20 protein-coding genes are annotated in these 19,874 nt (G+C 57.5%); 7 read left to right on the top strand and 13 right to left on the bottom strand.

Annotated features, from left to right (window positions below; translation table 11 throughout):
• Positions 1–73: 73 nt before the first annotated feature.
• From ACXUPB_RS18375 to dctP, 6 genes are all read right to left on the bottom strand, one after another.
• A complete protein-coding gene (locus tag ACXUPB_RS18375) occupies positions 74–532 on the bottom strand; it encodes a DUF2170 family protein (protein WP_472953856.1) in 459 nt (152 codons plus the stop codon).
• A 143-nt stretch (positions 533–675) separates the two neighbouring features.
• Complete coding sequence (locus ACXUPB_RS18370) at positions 676–2,211, bottom strand: malonate--CoA ligase (RefSeq protein WP_472953855.1); 1,536 nt, start codon at positions 2,209–2,211, stop codon at positions 676–678.
• On the bottom strand, positions 2,208–3,575 hold the full coding sequence (locus ACXUPB_RS18365) for a malonyl-CoA decarboxylase (RefSeq protein ID WP_472953854.1): 1,368 nt from the start codon (positions 3,573–3,575) through the stop codon (positions 2,208–2,210). Before ACXUPB_RS18365 ends, ACXUPB_RS18370 begins: the two co-directional genes overlap by 4 nt.
• A gap of 11 nt (positions 3,576–3,586) precedes the next feature.
• Complete coding sequence (locus ACXUPB_RS18360) at positions 3,587–4,921, bottom strand: TRAP transporter large permease (protein ID WP_035580767.1); 1,335 nt, start codon at positions 4,919–4,921, stop codon at positions 3,587–3,589.
• Between the two features lie 2 nt (positions 4,922–4,923).
• Positions 4,924–5,445 (bottom strand): TRAP transporter small permease subunit, encoded by a 522-nt coding sequence (locus ACXUPB_RS18355; protein WP_472953851.1) that lies wholly within the window; start codon positions 5,443–5,445, stop codon positions 4,924–4,926.
• Between the two features lie 100 nt (positions 5,446–5,545).
• Positions 5,546–6,541, bottom strand: coding sequence for a TRAP transporter substrate-binding protein DctP (dctP, locus tag ACXUPB_RS18350; protein ID WP_472953850.1), 996 nt, complete (start codon positions 6,539–6,541; stop codon positions 5,546–5,548).
• A 156-nt stretch (positions 6,542–6,697) separates the two neighbouring features.
• Between dctP and ACXUPB_RS18345 the strand changes: the two genes are divergently transcribed.
• From ACXUPB_RS18345 to ACXUPB_RS18315, 7 genes are all read left to right on the top strand, one after another.
• On the top strand, positions 6,698–7,381 hold the full coding sequence (locus ACXUPB_RS18345) for a GntR family transcriptional regulator (protein ID WP_071694359.1): 684 nt from the start codon (positions 6,698–6,700) through the stop codon (positions 7,379–7,381).
• A 120-nt stretch (positions 7,382–7,501) separates the two neighbouring features.
• Positions 7,502–8,509 (top strand): GlxA family transcriptional regulator, encoded by a 1,008-nt coding sequence (locus ACXUPB_RS18340; protein ID WP_472953849.1) that lies wholly within the window; start codon positions 7,502–7,504, stop codon positions 8,507–8,509.
• Positions 8,500–9,663, top strand: a complete 1,164-nt coding sequence (locus tag ACXUPB_RS18335) for an MFS transporter (RefSeq protein ID WP_472953847.1) — start codon at positions 8,500–8,502, stop codon at positions 9,661–9,663. Before ACXUPB_RS18340 ends, ACXUPB_RS18335 begins: the two co-directional genes overlap by 10 nt.
• A 156-nt stretch (positions 9,664–9,819) precedes the next feature.
• Positions 9,820–10,806, top strand: coding sequence for a CobW family GTP-binding protein (locus ACXUPB_RS18330; RefSeq protein WP_472953846.1), 987 nt, complete (start codon positions 9,820–9,822; stop codon positions 10,804–10,806).
• Positions 10,803–11,819, top strand: a complete 1,017-nt coding sequence (locus ACXUPB_RS18325; RefSeq protein ID WP_472953844.1) for a WD40 repeat domain-containing protein — start codon at positions 10,803–10,805, stop codon at positions 11,817–11,819. The genes ACXUPB_RS18330 and ACXUPB_RS18325 overlap by 4 nt, the downstream gene beginning before the upstream one ends.
• 75 nt (positions 11,820–11,894) lie before the next feature.
• Positions 11,895–12,260 carry a hypothetical protein gene (locus ACXUPB_RS18320; protein WP_472953843.1) on the top strand — a complete coding sequence of 122 codons (366 nt, stop codon included), beginning with the start codon at positions 11,895–11,897 and terminating at the stop codon, positions 12,258–12,260.
• Complete coding sequence (locus tag ACXUPB_RS18315; RefSeq protein ID WP_472953842.1) at positions 12,260–12,433, top strand: DUF1289 domain-containing protein; 174 nt, start codon at positions 12,260–12,262, stop codon at positions 12,431–12,433. The genes ACXUPB_RS18320 and ACXUPB_RS18315 overlap by 1 nt, the downstream gene beginning before the upstream one ends.
• Before the next feature lie 9 nt (positions 12,434–12,442).
• Here ACXUPB_RS18315 and ACXUPB_RS18310 read toward each other — a convergent pair whose 3' ends face one another.
• The 7 genes from ACXUPB_RS18310 to ACXUPB_RS18280 all read right to left on the bottom strand — a co-directional run bounded on the left by ACXUPB_RS18310 (position 12,443) and on the right by ACXUPB_RS18280 (position 19,874).
• Positions 12,443–13,207, bottom strand: a complete 765-nt coding sequence (locus tag ACXUPB_RS18310; protein ID WP_472953840.1) for an ABC transporter ATP-binding protein — start codon at positions 13,205–13,207, stop codon at positions 12,443–12,445.
• On the bottom strand, positions 13,204–14,271 hold the full coding sequence (locus ACXUPB_RS18305; RefSeq protein ID WP_472953838.1) for a FecCD family ABC transporter permease: 1,068 nt from the start codon (positions 14,269–14,271) through the stop codon (positions 13,204–13,206). The genes ACXUPB_RS18310 and ACXUPB_RS18305 overlap by 4 nt, the downstream gene beginning before the upstream one ends.
• On the bottom strand, positions 14,268–15,284 hold the full coding sequence (locus tag ACXUPB_RS18300; protein WP_472953835.1) for an ABC transporter substrate-binding protein: 1,017 nt from the start codon (positions 15,282–15,284) through the stop codon (positions 14,268–14,270). Before ACXUPB_RS18300 ends, ACXUPB_RS18305 begins: the two co-directional genes overlap by 4 nt.
• Positions 15,285–15,542: 258 nt before the next feature.
• Complete coding sequence (locus ACXUPB_RS18295; protein ID WP_179916313.1) at positions 15,543–15,989, bottom strand: phosphatase domain-containing protein; 447 nt, start codon at positions 15,987–15,989, stop codon at positions 15,543–15,545.
• Entirely contained in the window at positions 15,977–17,068 is a 1,092-nt protein-coding gene (locus tag ACXUPB_RS18290) for an MBL fold metallo-hydrolase (protein ID WP_472953833.1), read from the bottom strand. The genes ACXUPB_RS18295 and ACXUPB_RS18290 overlap by 13 nt, the downstream gene beginning before the upstream one ends.
• Positions 17,065–18,156 (bottom strand): ABC transporter ATP-binding protein, encoded by a 1,092-nt coding sequence (locus ACXUPB_RS18285; RefSeq protein ID WP_472953830.1) that lies wholly within the window; start codon positions 18,154–18,156, stop codon positions 17,065–17,067. Before ACXUPB_RS18285 ends, ACXUPB_RS18290 begins: the two co-directional genes overlap by 4 nt.
• On the bottom strand, positions 18,144–19,874 hold the full coding sequence (locus tag ACXUPB_RS18280; RefSeq protein WP_472953829.1) for an ABC transporter permease: 1,731 nt from the start codon (positions 19,872–19,874) through the stop codon (positions 18,144–18,146). The genes ACXUPB_RS18285 and ACXUPB_RS18280 overlap by 13 nt, the downstream gene beginning before the upstream one ends.

Raw genomic sequence — 19,874 nt, 5'->3', positions numbered from 1 at the left:
GCTTATACGTCACCTGGGTGGTGACACTCATTGATAACGGTGATTTGGATAATAGACGAACAATGGGTAAACGTTAGGCGAAGTGCGTTTGTATCAGTTCGGCGACGTCCATGGCTGCACTGGCCGTGGCGTGTAGCTCAGCGCAAATTGACTCAAGCTTGGAGTCGCCAAACAACTGTCCGTATGCCACATAAAAGTCGTGCCCGTCGATCTCGACAATACCCACAGAGGCCAGCGGTAACGAGATGCCCTGGCGCAGCAGCACTTCGTTAAGTTCTGCGCTGTTTTTGACGCTGTCGACGGCCACAATGGGCGCCATGGCGACCCACTCATTTTCGCTGCGCGAGAGGGTGATCGGCAAGTTGCCGTAGTCGTTGAGCTCCCAGATCAGCGTCTGGTTCGTCTCATCCAGGCTAATGGTCGCTTCGGGCCACTCAATGGTCGCGTTTTCGCTGCTGGCGGATGCTGGCTGGCTGACTAATTTATAGAGTTCGCTGGCAGTGATGCCGCTCGTGACGGTAGGCGTAGTCAAGGTGATTTGCTCCATCGTTCGTTAAGTAGTTTCACCTTAACACTTAGTAGAGCAAATGGTTCCTTTTCCCAGCAAAGCCGTAGCAAAAGCCCCGCACGCGGCGGGGCAAAAGGCTGTTAAAAGTATGCTGGCAGGACGGGCGACTAAGGAGTGCGGTAAGTGTCGTTAAACTGCTTGCGCAGCTCATTTTTCTGCACTTTGCCCATGGTGTTGCGGGGTAGCTCATCGACAAAGAAGACCCGTTTGGGCTGCTTATACTTGGCTAGCCGACCGTCTAAGTGGCTGATCACCTTATCTTCATTAAGCTGATTTTCTTCAAGCGCACCTTGCTGGCGCACCACTACGGCGGTTACGCCCTCGCCAAAGTCAGGATGGGGTAGGCCGATGACGGCGGATTCAGCGACTTGATCGAGCTCGTCGATCACCTGCTCCACTTCTTTTGGGTAGACGTTGTAGCCGCCGGAAATCACCAGATCCTTGTCGCGACCCACAATATGCACATAGCCCTGCTCGTCGACCATGGCGAGATCGCCGGTAATGAAAAAGCCATCGTCTAATAGCTCTTCACGGGTTTTTTCAGGCATTCGCCAGTAGCCGATAAACACATTAGGGCCGCGAATCTGCAGCATGCCAATTTCACCCAAAGGCACTTCATCGCCGGTTTCGCGATTGGTAATACGCATCTCCACACCGGGTAGCGGCATACCCACGGTACCTGCTTGCCGTGCGCCTTCATAAGGGTTGGAGAGGTTCATATTGGTTTCGGTCATACCATAGCGCTCAAGAATCGCATGGCCGGTTTTGGCTTCAAAGGCTTCATGGGTCTCGGCGGTGAGCGGGGCAGAGCCGGAAACGAACAGCCGTATATGGGCAGTCGCTTCTGGGGTCAGTCGTTCGTCCTGCACCAGCCGGGTATAGAACGTGGGAACGCCCATCATCACGCTGCCACGGGGTAACTCTTCAAAAATGACATCGGCATCAAACTTGGGCAGGAAGAGCATGCTGGCGCCCGCCATCAGGGTGACGTTGCAGGCGACGAATAAGCCGTGGGTGTGGAAGATCGGCAGTGCATGGATCAACCGATCATCCGCGCTAAAGTGCCAGGCTTTGGCCAGGGTCTCGGCGTTAGAGGCGAGGTTTTTGTGCGTTAGCATGGCGCCTTTGGAGCGCCCGGTGGTGCCGGATGTGTAAAGAATCGCGGCCAGGTCGCGCTCGCCAAGTGCCACGATATCCTCTCTTGGCGCTGCAGTGCGAGCGGCTTCCATTAGGCTGCCATCACCAGCGCTACCCATGGTAGCCACCGCAGGACAGCCGGTTTCAGCGGCAAGCGCCTGTGCCTCTTCGAGTAATTTAGGGCGGCAAACAAACAGCGCGGGCTCGGCGTCGTTCAAGAAGTAGCGAATCTCATCGCCGGTATAGCCCGTATTAAGCGGTAGATAGACACCGCCGATGCGCAGGCAGGCCAGGTAAAGCAGTATCGCCTCAGGGCTTTTATCCACTTGCACGGCGACCCGGTCGCCTTGCTTAACGCCTAGCTCGGTTAGCGCACCGGCAAGCTGGGCGCTGATGGTCAGCGCATCGGCGTAGCGATAGCGTCGGCCATCGCGGGTGGTAATGAAATCGGCCTCTGCACGCTCGCGCATTTTGGCAGCAAAGGTTTCAAATAGGTTGTGGCTCATTTGGTGGTCTCTCCCTTGGCCAGCTTGCGGGCGCGTTTGGCGAGATCGCGCACCTCATTTGAGCAAGCAACGGTCGCCTTGGCGGTATAGTTTTCGTGGTTGCGTTCGATATCGTCCAGCACGTAGAGGTAGTTGACCATCAGGCCTGCGGCTTGTTTAAAGCCTTTGTCGGAGATATCGCCCAACCAGTTAATGCGGTGGAGTTCGGCGCCGTTGCCGAGGTGAAAGCGAGCCACTGGGTTGAGTGGCAGGCCATGGCGATTCTTCTCTTCGATGAGATAGCGGGCGGCCAGCGGGCGGATCGCGGCTTTGAGCTGCTCTTCAAGCGCGTTGTCCTGATGCCATCCAGCGGTTTCAAGTCCTTTGAGCGATTTACGCAGTGAGGAGGGAAGCTGCTCATCATGACGTTGTTCTTGCAACCACTGGGCGAAGCCGGGCACCGGCGAGAGGGTGACGAAATATTTTAGCTGCGGCAGCTCCTGGGAGAGCTCTTGCACCACCTGCTTGATCAAAAAGTTACCGAAGGAGATACCGCGTAGGCCGGTCTGGCAGTTGCTGATGCCAAAGAACGCCGCAGTATCGGCATCCTCGGCCTCATCGATCCCTTTTTTGCTATAGCTGCTTTCGCCAGACAGGATGGGCTGAATACGGCTTGGCAAACCCTTGTGGAGGGCTACTTCCACAAAGATTAGCGGCTCGTCGCCAATCGCTGGGTGGAAGAAGGCGAAACAGCGACGGTCACGGGCATCCAATCGCCGGCGCAGATCGTCCCAGTCCTGAATTTCGTGTACCGCCTCGTAGCGAATGATCTTCTCTAGAATTGACGCGGGGGTGTTCCAGTCAATGCGCTTGAGCATCAAAAAGCCGCGGTTGAACCAGGAGCCGAACAGGTGAGCAAAGTCGTCGTCGATGGCCGCCAGTTCCGGCTGTTCGCGCAGCAGCGCCAACAGATCCTCACGCATTTTAACCAGCTCATAAGTACCGTCGCTGGCTAGGTTTAAACGCCGGAAAAGCTCCTGCCTGCGTGGCTCACAGGCTTCAAAAAGGCGCTGCAGTGATTGGTTGTCGCGAACCTCTTGATACGCCAGATAGGCTGCATCAATGGGGCCAGGTTCGGCAGCAAAGTCCGTCGTTAAACGGGCAAAAAAGCTACTTTTCTCAACCGGTGAAAGGCGCTGATAAATCGCCAAAGCGCGGCTTGCCAGCGCGATGCTGGAGGCTTCGCCATCGCTTTCCAGCAGCTTCTGGCAGGCTTTGACCAACTGCTGATGGTCGGGCGTTGACGTTTCGTGTTGGCGGCGGCGCAACAACGCATCACGTTGGGTGATGTTGTTGAACAGCTCCTGCAAAAACAGCATGTTCATGGTCGAACTCCTTAACCCATGATCAAGTTAGGTAGCCAAAGCGCGATGCCTGGGAAGAGACACAGCAGCAAGATACCCAGCACCATGCACAGCGCGTAGGGCAAGCTTCCCATCAGAATGTCGCGCAGCGAGATATCCGGCGCGATGCCTTTAATAATGAACAGGTTGAGACCCACCGGCGGAGTGATCAGGCCGATTTCCAGGTTGATGGTCAAAATCACCGCAAACCAGTAGGGGTCGAAGTTAGCCGCCAGGATAATGGGTAACAGAATCGGCGCGGTCATCACGATCACGGCCACGGGAGGCAGGAAGAAACCGGCCACCAGTAGAAAGAGGTTAATCACCCCCATCAGCGCCCAGCGGTTAATCTCCAGATCAGCAATCGCGGCGGCCACGGTTTGGGTGATAAACATCGAGGAGAGCGCATAGGCGAACACTTCGGCGGTGGCGATCACCAGCATGATCATCACGCTTTCGCGCAGCGAGTCGCGCATAATCAGTTTGATCGGCCCCAACTGCCACATGCGGTAGATCAGAATAGCCAGTGCCAGACAGAGGAATGCACCCACGCCCGCTGCTTCCGAAGGTGTTGCCACCCCGCCATACAAGGCAAATAGAATACCCGCGACCACGCCCAGGAAAGGCAGAACACGGACGAGGGCTTTCAGGTTGGTATCAACATTCTGCTTAACGTTCTGTTTTAGCCGTTCGACGGACTCCGCCATCGGGTTGTTATAGCCACCCGCCATCTTGCAGGCGATCATCGTCCAGATCATGAACAGGCCCGCAAGCATAAAGCCCGGCACTACCCCGGCAATAAACAGTCGACCAATAGAGGTTTCGGTGGAGATGCCGTAGATAATCATGGTGACCGACGGCGGAATCAGGATGCCCAAGGTGCCGCCCGCGGCAATGCAGCCCGCCGCCACGCCATCCGGGTAGCCGCGCATGCGCATTTCGGGAATGCCCATTTTACCAATCGCCGCACAGGTGGCGGGGGATGATCCCGAAAGCGCAGCAAAGATAGAGCAGGCGCCGATATTGGAAACCGCCAAGCCGCCGGGCAGCTTGCCCATCCAGAGATCCAGCGAGCGATACAGATCGCGCCCGGTGGGGGAGGAGGCCACCGCGGCGCCCATCAGAATAAACATCGGAATGGCGACAAAACCAAACTCGGCGATGCGGTCAAAAAAGGTTTCACCGAAGTAGGTGAGCTCGGAAAGGCCACGGTCATAGAGCAACGCCAGCAGCGAGACACCGCCCAGGGCGAAAGCGATAGGGGTACCAATGGCCATCAGCGCAATCAGCGCGATGGCGACAATAATGCCTAAGGTAATGGGATCCATGCTTAGTTCTCCCCACGCAAAATTTCAGCCACATACTGCAGCGACAGCAGGGTGGCACCGACGGCCATGGGCAGCAGGGCAGGCCAGAGCGGTGGATTCCAGACTGAACCCGTGGTCCACCCGCCGTGGAGCGCCTCAAAAACATAGACCCAGCTGGCATACGCCAAGGCGGCACAGAAACCTAATCCAAACAGCGAAGCGATCAAGCGCATGATGGTGCGGGTAATACCGCCCAGCGCATCGGGAACAATGGTGATAGCCACGTGCCCACCGGTCATTAGCACATAAGGGCTCCCCATCAACATCGCTGCCGTTACTGAGAAGATGGTAAATTCGGTCTGCCAACTAGTACTCATTCCGAGTAAGTAGCGAATAAATACCATCTGACAAATCACTAATACGCCAGCGATAAACATGGCGCAGGCCAAATAGGCGGAAAGCCGAGAAAGCTTATCCATGACGCGAATGTAGCCGCCAATGATGCCCCCTCGCGCAAGGGCATTGTGAGTCGTTGCAGGTGCCATAATTCCCTCGACAAGCTGGTTATTTCGCCAAGCTAAGCAAGCATCAGTTGAAAACGGCTACCCCGAAGGGCAGCCGAGCCGTTAGGCGTTCATAGGTTGCTTACTCGACGGCCAGCGCCGCATCGATAATGGCTTGGCCATTGGGAACATTGTCGGCAAAGTTTTTGTAGGAGGTCTCACGGGCGATTTCCAGCCAGGCGTTGTAGTCGTCTTCGCTCATGCTAACGACCTCTACGCCGTTCTCCTCGTAAAGCTCGACCATCTCCTGATCAATGGCGGCGGCTTCTTCAGCAAAGAAGGCCTCTGCTGCCTCACCGGCTTCCATCAGTGCCGCCTGCTGCTCTTCATTCAGCCCTTGCCAAATTTGCTCGGAGATCAGGATCGGCTCGTACATGAACCACAGCGCGAAGTCGCCCGGCTCGGTCAAACACTCGACCTGCTCGTAGAGACGGAAAGAAATAAACGACATCGACGAGGTGTTGGCGGCGTCCAGAACGCCGGTTTGCATGGCGGTGTAAACCTCGGAAGAGGGCATTGAGGCGATGGAGGCGCCGGCGGCTTCCAGCATCTCTTCAAACGCGGGGCCTGCGGCTCGCAGGTTCTGGCCATCGACGGTATCGGGTGAGGTAATGCACTGCTCGCTAGAGGCAAAGCCGCCCGACAGCCACGCATCGGAGAGCACACGGGCACCGCCATCGAGGATCACCGCTTTGATCATCTCCATGTATTCGGAGTCATTCAGACGCTGCGCATGTGCCTGGTTGCGCACTAAGCCTGGCATCAGCGTGGCAGAGAACTCTGGGTGCCGACCGCTGGCGTAATCCAGCGGCAGCGAAGTGATATCCAGGCGGCCACGTGCTAGAGCACCCCACTGTTCGCGCGCTTTAAACAGCGATTGGCCGGGGTAGACTTCAATGGTTAGGCCAACGTCTGCATCGGCCACGTGGCGGGCCATCATCTGCACCATTTCATCGCGCACATCCCCCTGACCACCGGGGAATTGATGTGACGCGCGAAGCACGGTATCGGCAGAAGCGTGGGAAGCCGCAATAGCGAGGCCTAGGGCGGCAGCAGTTGAGATCAAATAGCGTTGCATGTGGCGTCTCCAACAGTTGTTTTTGTGTGTTTGGATGGACTATATGTATCTATCAGTCGAGCTGATATATATATCAATAGGCGCTACGTATGCTAATGTCAACTGTACGACAGCATTAAAACGGCTAAGGTGAGTCGCGATCCAAGGAGGTAAAACATGACGGGCACCAAGCGTTCCAACGCTCAGCGATTAAGAGATTCTCTTGAGGATGACATTATTAATGGCCGCCGTGTGCCAGGGGAACGCCTGGACCCGGAAGCCTTGGGCCGTGAGTTTCAGGTCTCGCGAACACCTGTGCGCGAAGCCTTTCAGCAACTGGTAGCGAGTGGTTTGGTCACTGTTTCACCGAAGAAGGGCACCTTCGTGGCCAAGGTGGGCATTGATCAACTGATCGAAATGTTTGAGGTAATGGCGGAGCTTGAAGGCATGTGCGGACGCTTGGCGGCACGCCGGATTACCGAGCCAGAGTTGGCCGCGTTAAGAGAAGCGCATCAACGCTGCGAAGCGGCGGCTCTGGCCGGCGACAGCGATGAGTATTACTACGAAAACGAAGGGTTTCACGACTGTATCTACACCGCTAGCCACAATGCCTTTTTAGCCAGCGAAGCGCGTCAGCTGAAACAGCGTTTAAAGCCTTACCGGCGCCTACAGCTGCAGGTACGCCAGCGGGTGAATAATTCTCTCAGCGAGCACCAAACCATCGTGGAAGCCATTGAGCGGGGCGACCCCGTGGCGGCGCAGCAAGCGCTGAGCGATCATGTATTGATTCAGGGCGAGCGCTTTAGTGATTTCGTTTCCAGCGTACGCAGGATGGAGGCGCCGTTAGAAAGGACGGGCTGATCCGAATGTAGCGCTTTTTATAGAGATGTCCGAAACGGTGGGGTAATGGTCCTTGCCGACATAGGGCACAGCGCTGACACTCTCTCTAATGCTTCGATTCCCCGTTAGCGGAGAGAGACTGTGACTCGCCATGTTGCTCTATTTGCCTACCCCGACTGCCAACTGCTGGATGTCAGCGGCCCCTGGCAGGTGTTTGCCAGCGCCAATGCGCTAAGCCCCCAGCCGCTCTATCAGTTAACCCTGGTCGCCGATGCCGTCGGCCCGGTTGCCACTAACGGCGGCCTAGCCGTGCACGCTACGCACACCTACCACCAACTTACCCAGTTACTGCCTCTGGATACGCTGTTAGTGGCGGGCGGAAGTGGGGTAATACAGCAGCGTGAAATAGCCGCAGTGAAGCAAGTGCTTTGTGAGGTGGCCCCAGATGTGAGGCGGCTAGGATCTATCTGCTCCGGGGCGTTTTTGTTAGCTGCCGCGGGGCTGCTGGATGGCTGCCGGGTCACTACCCACTGGCGCCATGCGCAGCAATTGGCCGAGGAGTACCCCGCACTAAGCGTCGAGCCCGATGCACTCTATATCGAAAGCAACGGCCGCTACACCAGCGCCGGTGTAACGGCGGGGATTGATTTGGCGCTTTCGCTGCTAGAGGCAGATCACGGTGCTGATCTAGCCGGTCGAGTGGCCCGTGAACTAGTGGTGTTTTTACAGCGCCCAGGTGGGCAGTCGCAGTTCAGCGAGATACTGCGACACCAACAAGAGGCGGGGCCGCTGCGCCGCTTGCTGGATCAACTCCACGCCGACCCCAGCGTAGATCACGGGCTTGAGAGCATGGCCGACCTGATGGCGGTCTCCCCGCGCCATTTAACCCGGCTATTTAGGCGCTACTTAAATACCACCCCCGGCGCTTACCTGACCCAGCTACGCCTTGAACAAGCGCGCTTGGCGCTGCTGAACCGGCGCGAAAACTTATCCCTTGAACGCTTGGCACAACGCTGGCGGCTGGGCGGCGCCGAGCAGCTGCGCCGCCAGTTTCAGCGCTACTACGGCGTATCACCCTCGGTCTATCGCCAGCGCTTTGCGTCTTCCCATACTGATGACCCTATCCAGGAGAGCGTCTCATGCCTTTAACCGTCACTCTATTATCGCTCTGCCAAGCGCTGCTGGTGACCGGCAATGTTTTGCTGATTGCCGTTTCGCCGCTGATTGGGGCGTCTTTGGCGCCAAGTGCGTCATGGTCGACTGCGCCGGTTGCTACCCAGTGGCTGGGGCTAATGTGTGCCACCATTCCCGCCTCATTAATCATGGCCAAGTTGGGCCGAAAGCGCGGCTTTATACTGGGCAACCTAGTGGGACTGGTGGGTGCTCTGGTCGCCGTGCAGGCGCTAATCGGCGAGCGCTTTGGGCTGTTCTTGTTGGCCACCTGGCTAATTGGCATCGGCATTGGCTTTGGTCAGCTCTATCGCTTTGCTGCGGTGGAAGCCGCCCCTGCCGCGATGCGCGATCGGGCGATTGGTTTGGTGATGGGCGGCGGCGTTCTGGCCGCGTTTGCCGGGCCGTGGCTGGCCAGAGTAAGCCGTGAGCTGGGCGAGGTGCCATTTTTGGGCAGCTTTGTTGGTTTAGCCGTGCTCTACGCTCTGGCGTTGGTGGTGCTGATGTTGACGCAACTGCCGCCCGCATCCCGCACCCACGGCGAAGGCGTCGCACTGCCGCTGGGTAAGATACTCCGCCAACCTGGATTTATTGTGGCGGTGAGCGCGGCGACGGTCGGCTACGGCGTGATGAACCTGGCCATGACCGCAACGCCGCTGGCGATGGAGAGTGCGGGTCACCATTTTCACCATGTTTCCATGACCATTCAGTGGCACGCGGTAGCGATGTTTCTGCCCTCTTTCTTTACCGGCCATTTAACCAGCCGCTTCGGGGCTAAACAGGTCATTGTGGCAGGCTGCCTGCTGCTGGTGGCAAGCACCTTGGTTGCTCAGTTGGGTGTGGGGATCGCTGGCTTTAACGTGGCGCTGATTCTGCTGGGTCTGGGTTGGAACTTCACCTTCCTGCCTGCCACCGGCCTGCTCACCGAAAGCTATCGCCCAGTGGATAAAGCACGCACTCAGGCCGCCAACGAATTTTTAGTGTTTGGTACCGCCGCGATGACCGCGTTGCTCGCCGGACCCTTAGTAAGCGGCTTGGGCTGGGCGACACTTAACCTGCTGTTGATCCCTGTCGCGCTGGTGCCTGTGATGGTGCTGGTGTGGCAGTACCGAGCCAGGCCGGCAAACGCTTAAGATGCCCAGGCGCACTTTATTCGGGTGCGCCTTACCTGCTGACGTTTTCTTCGTCGCTTGCATCGGCTTTCTCTGTCTTGCTGAAACGAGGGTTCTGCCGGGCAATTTAGATATGTTATAACATATGAATAATTGTCGATTAAGCAGGAGTTCATCATGGAAAAAGTCCCGGTTACCGTACTGACAGGCTATTTAGGGTCTGGCAAAACAACCTTACTCAACCGCATCCTTTCTGAGGATCACGGCAAACGCTACGCGGTGATCGTCAATGAGTTTGGCGAGCTGGGGATTGATAACGACCTGGTCGTGGGCGCTGATGAAGAAGTCTTCGAGATGAATAATGGCTGTATCTGCTGCACCGTTCGCGGTGATCTGATACGCATTATTTCAGGCTTGATGAAGCGCCTTGACCGCTTTGACGCGGTGATTATTGAAACGACGGGGCTCGCTGACCCGGCCCCCGTGGCGCAGACGTTCTTCGTTGATGACGATGTGCGCAGCAAAACGGCGTTGGATGCCGTGGTGACCGTCACCGACGCCAAGCACCTCCCCGCTCGGCTTAGCGATAGCCCTGAAGCGGCTGAGCAGGTGGCGTTTGCCGACGTCATTATCCTCAACAAGATCGATCTTATCGATGAGCAAGAGCAGCAGGCCCTCATTGCTCGGATTCACACCATCAACCCATATGCAAAAGTCGTGACAGCCAACCACTGCGATGTCGATCTTTCTGAGGTGCTCGACCTGGGCGCGTTTGATCTGGAAAGGATCGTCTCGCTGGAGCCGGGGTTTCTGACCGAAGAGCATGCCCATGAGCATGATGATCTGGTCAAGAGTATCTCGTTGACGGCGACTCAGCCGCTGCTCCCCGAGCGATTTGATGCCTGGATCACGGAAGTGCTGCGTACCGACGGGGTGAATATTCTGCGCTGCAAGGGGATTCTACATCTGCTGGATCAGCCCAATCGCTACGTGTTCCAGAGCGTGCATATGCTGGCCAACGGGATATTTACCCAGCCGTGGACGAGCAGTGAGCCGCGCCATAGCCGCCTGGTGTTTATTGGTCGTGACCTGGATGAAGCTAAACTGCGGTCCGGGTTCGAGGCGTGTATCCAAAACGTGAGTGCACCCCAGGGGCTGTTATGAGTCAGGCGACCTCCATCCTTGAGCAGTTGGGGAGTCAGTGGCAGTGGCCGGCGTATGTGCTATCCGCCTGTTTTGATAAGGCGAACAACCTGGCCTTTGCCCTTGGTGATGGCAGCGTGCGTCTGTTAGCCGTTGATGCCGATCAGGAGCCATTAGCCATTCAAGCCCACCAAGGGGGTGTGCTGAGCCTTTCCAGCGCGCCGAAAACGGGGTTTCTGAGCGGCGGCGATGACGGCCGCTTTATGCGTATCGACGCCGATGGCACGCTCAATGAGCTGGCCGTTTTCCAGGGGCGCTGGATTGACCACGTGGCCAGCCACGCCAATGGCGTAATGGCCTGTACCGAAGGCAAGCGGCTGCACTTGTATGGCGAGACAGGCCAGCCGCTGGTGCGTGAATTTCCCAGTACGGTAGGCGGCATCTGTTTTGCACCTAACGGTTACCGAATGGCGGTAGCCCATTACGGTGGCGTCACCCTCTGCTCCACACGCTCGGCGGATTCGACACCGGTGATACTTAAGTGCCCTGGTTCGCACCTGGCGGTTACCTGGAGTCCTGATAGTCGATTCGTTATATCTGCCATGCAGGAAGAGTGTCTACGCGGTTGGCGACTGGAGGACAGTGACGCTCTGTTTATGAGTGGCTATAGCGCAAAGGTGAAGTCGTGGGCCTGGTTTTATGGTGGCCGCTATTTGGCCACCAGCGGTAGCCCCTGTGCGCCGTGCTGGTCGTTCAAGGGCCGCAAAGGGCCCAAAGGACGTGAACCACTAACGCCGGGTGAATCGACCAGCGCCTTAGTTACCGCCGTTGCCGGAGATCCCAAGCACGCTATCCTCGCGATCGGTTACGATAACGGTCAAATCATCATCGCAGAGCCCCTACGCGACCAGGAAGTCGTCGTTAAACCGTCCGGCAATGGTGCGATTACCACCCTATGCTGGTCATCGGATGGCAACTGGCTGGCGTTTGGCACTGAGACAGGTTTGGCCGGGCGCCTTCCGGTAGCGGGCTAGCGGCGCGCACGACTTCTCTATTCATACTACCTAACTCACACTACCTATCAGCCACACCACCTATCAGGGAGATTTATGATTGCCAAACGGGAACGCGGCAAACTAGAGCGGCAGCTCGTTGCTTCGCTGACTGATGCCTGCGAGCTGGCCAAAGCGGAGGTGGCTGGGTTTGTTTGGCTAACTCATTGCGTCGACTACCAGCATTTCCCTGAAAGCCTGGTTGTAATCTGGGTATTTGATACTGATGCTCACCTGGCCTCAGCACTGAAGGGTGACGCCAAACAACGTCTGCACGATTTGACGGCGAGCGCTGTGTCTAATGCGGGCGTAGCGCTCGATAGCGTTTCCCATCATATCGACTTTGATAGCGAGCAGGCGTGCCAGCGCACCCACGGTGGCGACTGGCAGCGCAGATTGCGCTCCCGCGCCGCGAGGCACTGATGGCCAAGAAAATCGACAGCCCCTGCCTATCCACTTGCCAGTTAAAAGGCGGCATGTGCACCAGCTGTGGGCGCAGCATTGACGAGATCCGTCACTGGAAATCCATGAAGCGGCCCGAAAAACTATCCACCATCAAGCGGGCCGAACAGCGGCGCAAAAAGCTTAACAAATAGTGTCTAGGCCTAGACTGCTTGGCGAAAGCGCATAATCTGTCCTTGCCCAATGGGGTCTTCAAGAATGTCGGCATGCACGCCAAAGGTATGGCGCAGCCGACGACACGTGAGCACTTGCCGAGGTGTGCCCAAATCGACCAGACGGCCGCCTTCGATAACGCCAATACGGTCACACTCCATGGCCTGGTTGAGATCGTGGAGGGCAATCACCACCGTGATGGGGAGCTGTCTGACCAGCTGAAGGATAGAAAGCTGGTGGCGGATATCCAGATGGTTAGTGGGCTCATCCAACAGTAACACGCTCGGCTGTTGAGCCAGGGCTCTTGCGATATGGGCCCGCTGGCGCTCGCCGCCGGAAAGCGTATGCCAGAGACGCTCAGCCATGGATTGCATTCCCACATCCGCCAGTGCGCGAGAGACGATCGCCTCATCCTCCTCAGACCAGGGGTGAAACGGCGAAAGAAAGGGCGTTCGACCGAGGGATACGGCCTGGTAAACGCTAATACGCTCAGTGGTATTGGCCTGCTGCTCGACCAGCGCCACCGAACGAGCGATGTCGCGCTGGCGCATGCGGCCCATATCCTGCTCGCCGACGCGTATGCGACCCACTTTGGGTTTTTGTAGACCGGCGAACAGGCGTAGCAGCGTCGTTTTACCCGAGCCATTTGGCCCGATTAGCCCAAAGGTTTCACCCGCAGCAATTTCAAAGCTGACATCCTCCAGCAACGTACGTCCCTGAACTTTCCAGCTCAGATTTTCTGCAGCGAGTTTCATTGTGATCTTGCTCCGCGAATCAGTATTAAAGCAAAAACCGGTGCGCCGACCAGTGCCGTGACAACCCCAATGGGGAGTACCTGCCCCTCAACCAGCACACGGGACACCACATCGGCGCCGATCAGAAATACCGCGCCCGCCAAGGCAGAGGCGGGCACCAGACGAGTATGCCGGCTTCCCGTTAGAAACCGCATGGCATGAGGGATAACCAACCCCACAAAGCCGATAGCGCCTACCATGGAAACCATCACGGCGGTCATTAGCGCGACGGTGGCGATCAGGATGCCCCGATCACGGCGCACAGCGATGCCCATGGATGCCGCGCTGTCGACGCCAAAGGTAAAGGCATCTAGCGTTCTCCGATACCAGAGGCAGATCAGCAGGCCGCCAAGCGCGGTGGGTACGGCAAGAAAAGCGTTGTCCCAGCGAACGCCGGAAAGATTGCCCATTAGCCAGAACATGATGCCCCGGGCCTGCTCCGCGCTGGCCGACTTGGCGATGATAAATGCCGTCAAGGCGTTAAACAGACTCGACCCGGCAATGCCGGCAAGAATGATCACGCTGGAGGTCTGTGCGCCTCCGCCGGGGCTATTAGATGCTGCGTAGGCGAGTACCACTACCAGCCCAAAGGCCGCGATGGCCCCGACCATGGCTCCCGCCGAGAGCGTTACAACGCCCGCGCCAAACCCGGCAATGGCGACCAAAACGGCGCCAGTCGATGCGCCTGCGGAAATTCCCATCAGGTAGGGATCGGCTAACGGATTGCGCAGCAGCGCCTGAAGCACGACCCCGGCCAGCGCTAGCCCGGCACCACAACACGCGGCGACGACTGCGCGGCTGAGGCGGTAACTCCAGATAATCCCGGCATCGATTCGATCAACTGAATAGCCAGCTCCCCACAACTGATTGGCAAGCACTTTCAGTACCGTTTCTATCGGTATCGACGTCTCGCCAATCGCGGTGCCGGCGATTAGCGCCGAAAAGAGAATCAGCGGTGCCAGCCAGAGCCATAGGCCAGGCATCTGTAGACGTGGCCATGTCGTGAGCGCAGATGCCTTGTTCATCGCTCGAAGGTCATCCCCGTTAGGACATCTGATAATGTTTCGAGTCCGAAGATGGTGCGCATCGTCGCGCTCATGGCGTGGGCATCCATCTCGATGATATGGCCGTTTTGAACCGCCTGCATTTCGCGCGTCACCGGGTCGCTTTCCAGATATGCACGTTTGACGTCGACATCGTCAGCGGGGTAGCGGCGGCGATCCATATGCGCGATGACGATCACATCCGGATTGGCGCGTGCAATGGTCTCCCAGTCAACGGTGGGCCACTCCTCATCGGACTGGATAACGTTATGTATCCCTAGTGATTTCATCATATAGCCGGGCGCGCCCAGCTGACCTGCTACAAAGGGAGCAACGCCATTATCGGGCGAGGAGAACCAGAACACAGCGGAAAGGTCATCCGGTAGATCAAGTTGGACGGCGGCAGACACCGCGTCGGCTTCTCGGGCTTCAAGGCTCTCAATCAGCGCTTCACCCGCCGGTTGCACATCGAAGATTTCGGCAAGCTCGGCAATGCCCTTGTAGATGTGATCCGGGGAAAACGGCGCAGTACGCATGCCGTCGCCGCCAGTGGTATTGTCTTTGGTATCGCAGTCGGCAGGCATGATGTATGTGGCAATGCCCAAGTCATCAAACTGCTCACGCGTTCCTACGCTGCCCGTCGCGCCAACATGCCATTCGTACTGCACAGCGACGAGTTCGGGGTGCTTGTTGACCACTGACTCAAAGCTTGGATCATTGTCGGCGATGCGCTCAACAGAAGCGTTCATCTCACTAAATTGCGGTAGTACGGGCGTAAACCATACAGACGTGGCCAGCACCTGATCACCAACCCCCAGCGCATAGAGAATTTCGGTTGCCGACTGGCCAATGGTGACCGTCCCGTTGGGCGCTGCCGAGAAGCTAATCTGCTTGCCGCAGTTATCCAGCGTCAGCGGGTAGTCTGTTGTATCAGCCATGGCATAGCTGGCAGACAGGCCAGACACCGCCACCAACATTGAGCGAATGAGGTTCATGAAAAATCCTAATAGGTTGTCAGGCCTAAGTCACCACTAGCCAAAGGGAGGGCATAGAGGCAACGTCGATCCATTTATTGTTATGTTATAACATATATTTTAAGTTGAAAAGCGGTTACAAAGCAGTGCGCTTTCTGCGACCCAGCGTTTAATGCTGGGTCACGCAGAAATACAAGTCATGTAGGGAAGGAAATAGTCAAGATAGATGTAAAAAAGCAGCTATATAGAGTAACGAGTTGCAGAATTATGCGCCCTTGATCAGAAATCTCCCGGCGCGCACTGTAAACAGGTAAGCCCAAGCGCACGCCATTGGGCGACCACAGCGTCGCGGTCATCCAGCACCAGCCAAGGCGCAAAACCATCGCTGCGCATACGCTCCAGAAGCGCCTCTTTTACTGCTTCATCATCTATATGGTCGTCACCTTCTGGGCGCAGGTACATGGCGTCAAAAGGAATCGTGTGGCGCTCCAGCCAGCGCTGGGTATGCTCACGATGACTGTCCGGGCGTCCGCTGCAAATCACGATCTGCTGTCCCTGGGCCTTGAGAATTTTGACCAGCTTGGCCACTGCTTCAATCACCGGTGCTTCGGCCATATGGGCAAAGAAGGGCTCCCACTGTTTTTGGCTACCGAGTACCCAGTCGCTGACCTGGTGGGGGTGAAACTCGGCTAAGGTGCCGTCGACATCGACAATCACTGCGGACATGCAAAACTCCTTAAAGAGGAAAGGTGGTTTGTACGAGAATCAGTTTTGAAGCGCTGAGAAGTGTAAAGGCGATTGCCTAGAAGCCCTTGCCACGCCTTTAATTCGTTATCTCTTAGCTGGGTAAATAGCGGCACCACTTGAGAGGCGTCCAACTGATCGGCTAGCGCCACCAGATGCGAGGCGCGCAGATGCACATTCCAGCGTTGCCAGCTTATTTCCCCTGCTGCTAGCTGGACTTGGCGTTCAGGTGTTAAGTAACCGGTATGCAGTAGCCGGTGGTCGGGCCACTGTTGGGGGGTGTCATCGTGATCACTTATCAGCCGCAGCGTGGCATTTTCATCATTTTGTCGTGCCAACACATTGTTGATAGCAGCATCAATGCCTGGGCGACGCAGAGCGGCAGGCATTGCCAGCAGGGCGGTGAGGTTGGCGCGTATCTCCGCATCAATCGCGAGCGTTAACCCACGTGATTTAGCTTCCTCAAGCAGCCACAGCGCCATTTCCAGTGCACGGCCGGTGGCAGGCACGGGAAATGCCAAAGGCTGGGTAAAGTGTTTGCTGATTGCTTGAATGCACGCAGGTTGGGGTTGATCAAAGCTGCCGTAGGAGGCATCCAGCAGCGCAAGACCCGCTGGTGGTGGTGTATCAAACGGAAACACCAATGACTCAAAGCAGACATCGCCGCTGTAGAAAACGCCACCTTCCACCGCTAAATGTAGCCAAACACCGCCTAACGAGTGCCCTGCTTGACCGGTGGTGACGGTAATACCTTCCACCTCTAGCGAGCCGCGTTCCGGTAGGGGGCGCCATAGCCGGTTCTTGGGCAATGATTTAGCTACCAGCGCCGTGCAGTAAAGTGGCACGTTGCTAGGCAGCTCATCCACACCGCCGATATGGTCAATATGGTCGTGGCTAATCAGCACTGCGTCGATATCCAGATTGTTCGCCCAGGAGATGGTGTCATCCGGGTGGAGCGCGCCGCCTGCATCTAGCAGCAGGCGTTTTCCCTGAGTCTCCACGACTATCGCCGCAGGCCCTTTGGCGCCTAAACCACTGAGAATCTCGATATGGACACTCATTGATAGGGCTCCAGACACCAGCCCTGCTGAAGGTCGACGGCAACCTGGCTACCTAGGACAGGCGCGGTGTGGTGATAGGCCAGCAGGGTTTCGCCACTGAGTAGGCGCAGGGTGAGCTCATAGCGCTCGCCGCGGAAAATAACGTTTTCCACCTGTGCGGCAAGCTGGTTATGAGTGGGAGTTGCGGAGGAAGCGGGTGCTGCGCTGATCTGAATATGTTCCGGGCGCACCAGCACGCTTTGGGTTCGTTCGGACTCGATGGCGTTCAGCCCGCGCATCAGGGCCGCACTCTCAAGGCGCTTCCCAGGGTGGCCGGCGGCGACCTTTAATTGGCTGCCCTGGCCGATAAAACCCGCTACCCATGCGGTTCTCGGCTGCCTGTAAAGGGTTTCGGGGGCGCCCCACTGAACCAGCTTGCCCGCTTTCATCACGGCGATTTTATCCGCCAGCGCCATGGCCTCGGTTTGGTCGTGGGTGACGTAGACCAGCGTGGCGCCCGTGCGTTGGTGAAAATCGCGAAAGCTGTGTTCCATGGTGGCGCGCAGATGGCGGTCAAGGTTGGCCAACGGTTCATCCAGCAATACCACTGACGGGTCGCTAACCAGGCAGCGTGCCAGGGCCACCCGCTGGCGTTGGCCACCGCTAAGGGCCTGGGGCATGCGATCGGCATAGGCTTCAAGCTCAACCAATGCCAGCGCTTGCTGCACCTTTTGATGATACGCCGCCCCGCGCAGGCCGCGCAGTTTGACCGGGTAGCCGACGTTGTCCGCCACACTCATATGCGGCCATAGCGCATAGGACTGGAACACCATGGCCATATTGCGCTGTTCAGGCGGCACATGGGTATCGGCACTGGCCAGGGTGCGATTGGCTAATTGAATGCTGCCGTCGTTGATCGCCTCAAAACCTGCCAGCATGCGCAGCATGGTGGTTTTGCCACAGCCACTGGGGCCGAGCAGGGCGACAAACTCGCCTGGGTTGATCGTTAGCGATAGCGCATCGACTGCCGTCTGCTCGCCAAAGCGTTTGGTAACGCGTTCGATCGTTAGCCCTGCGGTGCTTACCCCTGATGTGTCTAACTCTGCCATGGAATGACTCCTTTAGGTAAACGCGGCGCCAGTAAACTGAGTGTCAGCATCAGCGAGGCGACCATGATTACCACCAGCACTGATACCGCAGAGGCCAGCACGCTTTCGCCGCCTTCATCGAGGTTGAAAATCAGCACGCCGAGGGTTTCGTTGCCGGCGCTCCATAGCAGCGCTGACACGGTCAGTTCGTTGACCGCCAGTAGAAACACCAGCAGGCCGCCTGCGAAAAGTGCGGGCGCGACCAGGGGTAAAATAATGCTTCCCAGGCGCCGCCAGGGGCCTGCCCCCGCGAGCTGTGCCGCCTCTTCAAGCGAAGGATCCAACTGCGCCAGGCTGGCGGCGACAGGCTTGACGCAGACCACCAGAAAGCGCGCCAGGTAAGCGATAAAAATCAGCCCCAGGGTGCCGTAGAGCGCCACATTGATAATCGGCAGCGGGCGAACAAAGAGCAGGATGCAGGCAATGGCTAATACCACGCCAGGAAGCGCATAGGGGATCTCGATAGCGCTGAGCACCACGCCACGCCAACGCTCCGGCAGGCGCTGTAGCCGGTAAGCCAGTGGCAGACTCAGCAGCATCAACATCACTGCCGCGCTGCCCGCCAGCCACAGGCTGTTGTTTACCGCTCGCCATGTGGCGCCTTGGCGACCCAACACTTCGGCGTAAGCGTTCAGGGTGGCGGTCTCGGCGTTTAATGGCACGCCCATGGCGGGTACCAGCGAGCTGATAATGAGCGCAAGCAGCGGCGCGACCAGAATAATCAGTAAGATCCCGATGAGCGTGGCGGTCACCAGCGAGCGCCAACTTCCCAGGTTGAAATCATGAGAGCGTCCACTATGGCCGCCTAAGCCAAAGCGACTGCGATTCATCAACTGCTGTTGCAACGCCACCCCGGCCAATGCCAGTAAACCAATCAGCAAGGAGAGCGCAGCCATCTCTGCCAACACCCCGGTGCCGAAGTTGGCCATACGCTGGTAGATCAGCGTGGGCAGCACGTAATAGCCTGCGGGAATACCCAGCATGGCGGGGATGCCAAAGTTGCCCAGGCTGGAGATAAACGCCATCGCGCCCCCGGCGATCAAGCCGCTACGGGTCACGGGTAGAATAATGTGACCCCATACCTGGGTCTGTTTGGCACCGCTAATGCGGGCGGCTTCGATCAGTTCCCGGGGCAGCGAAAGCAGACTGGTACGCAGGGCTAGAAACACCAGTGGTGCGCTCTGGATGCCCAGCAGTAAAGCGATGCCTTCAGCGGAGTAGAGCGGTTGCGGGCTGCCTAGCGGCGGCGCCATGCCAATACTTTTCAGTAGCGGGCTGGCCGGGCCAAAGAGCTGCAGCCAGCTCAAGGCGGTAACCTGGGGCGGAATCATCATCGGCAGCATAAAGCAGAACACCAGCCACGCTTTGCCGCGCACATTGGTGAGCGTGATGGCAAAGGCAAACAGGCTACCCAGGATCAGGGCGATCAGCATGCCGAGCCCCGAGGTATACAGGCTATGCCAGAGTGCTCGCCAAGTGCTGGCACTGTTGAGCACCTGCCACAGCGGCGATTGGCGGCCCTGGGTAAGATCGCTCAACGCTTCGAACAGGAGGCGCAGGCTGGGTGCCAGGCTGAGCAGCACAATGGCAATCAACAGGCTTGAAAGCAGCCAGCGGTGCTGGCTGCCGTACTTGTTGTCGTTGCCGGTCTTGTTTTCAAAAATGAGAGCGGGCGTCAT

Source organism: Vreelandella sp. DA03-1M (assembly GCF_055725665.1).
This window is presented reverse-complemented; position numbering and strand designations above follow the sequence as displayed.

What these genes read in the sequence shown, in the direction of transcription:
- dctP (WP_472953850.1), bottom strand. Translation starts at nt 6,541, where the DNA reads ATGCAACGCTATTTGATCTCAACTGCTGCCGCCCTAGGCCTCGCTATT.
- ACXUPB_RS18305 (WP_472953838.1), bottom strand. Translation starts at nt 14,271, where the DNA reads ATGAACAAGGCATCTGCGCTCACGACATGGCCACGTCTACAGATGCCT.
- ACXUPB_RS18290 (WP_472953833.1), bottom strand. Translation starts at nt 17,068, where the DNA reads ATGAGTGTCCATATCGAGATTCTCAGTGGTTTAGGCGCCAAAGGGCCT.
- ACXUPB_RS18315 (WP_472953842.1), top strand. Translation starts at nt 12,260, where the DNA reads ATGGCCAAGAAAATCGACAGCCCCTGCCTATCCACTTGCCAGTTAAAA.
- ACXUPB_RS18285 (WP_472953830.1), bottom strand. Translation starts at nt 18,156, where the DNA reads ATGGCAGAGTTAGACACATCAGGGGTAAGCACCGCAGGGCTAACGATC.
- ACXUPB_RS18300 (WP_472953835.1), bottom strand. Translation starts at nt 15,284, where the DNA reads ATGAACCTCATTCGCTCAATGTTGGTGGCGGTGTCTGGCCTGTCTGCC.
- ACXUPB_RS18325 (WP_472953844.1), top strand. Translation starts at nt 10,803, where the DNA reads ATGAGTCAGGCGACCTCCATCCTTGAGCAGTTGGGGAGTCAGTGGCAG.
- ACXUPB_RS18295 (WP_179916313.1), bottom strand. Translation starts at nt 15,989, where the DNA reads ATGTCCGCAGTGATTGTCGATGTCGACGGCACCTTAGCCGAGTTTCAC.
- ACXUPB_RS18310 (WP_472953840.1), bottom strand. Translation starts at nt 13,207, where the DNA reads ATGAAACTCGCTGCAGAAAATCTGAGCTGGAAAGTTCAGGGACGTACG.
- ACXUPB_RS18320 (WP_472953843.1), top strand. Translation starts at nt 11,895, where the DNA reads ATGATTGCCAAACGGGAACGCGGCAAACTAGAGCGGCAGCTCGTTGCT.
- ACXUPB_RS18345 (WP_071694359.1), top strand. Translation starts at nt 6,698, where the DNA reads ATGACGGGCACCAAGCGTTCCAACGCTCAGCGATTAAGAGATTCTCTT.
- ACXUPB_RS18365 (WP_472953854.1), bottom strand. Translation starts at nt 3,575, where the DNA reads ATGAACATGCTGTTTTTGCAGGAGCTGTTCAACAACATCACCCAACGT.
- ACXUPB_RS18360 (WP_035580767.1), bottom strand. Translation starts at nt 4,921, where the DNA reads ATGGATCCCATTACCTTAGGCATTATTGTCGCCATCGCGCTGATTGCG.
- ACXUPB_RS18335 (WP_472953847.1), top strand. Translation starts at nt 8,500, where the DNA reads ATGCCTTTAACCGTCACTCTATTATCGCTCTGCCAAGCGCTGCTGGTG.
- ACXUPB_RS18280 (WP_472953829.1), bottom strand. Translation starts at nt 19,874, where the DNA reads ATGACGCCCGCTCTCATTTTTGAAAACAAGACCGGCAACGACAACAAG.
- ACXUPB_RS18355 (WP_472953851.1), bottom strand. Translation starts at nt 5,445, where the DNA reads ATGGCACCTGCAACGACTCACAATGCCCTTGCGCGAGGGGGCATCATT.
- ACXUPB_RS18370 (WP_472953855.1), bottom strand. Translation starts at nt 2,211, where the DNA reads ATGAGCCACAACCTATTTGAAACCTTTGCTGCCAAAATGCGCGAGCGT.
- ACXUPB_RS18330 (WP_472953846.1), top strand. Translation starts at nt 9,820, where the DNA reads ATGGAAAAAGTCCCGGTTACCGTACTGACAGGCTATTTAGGGTCTGGC.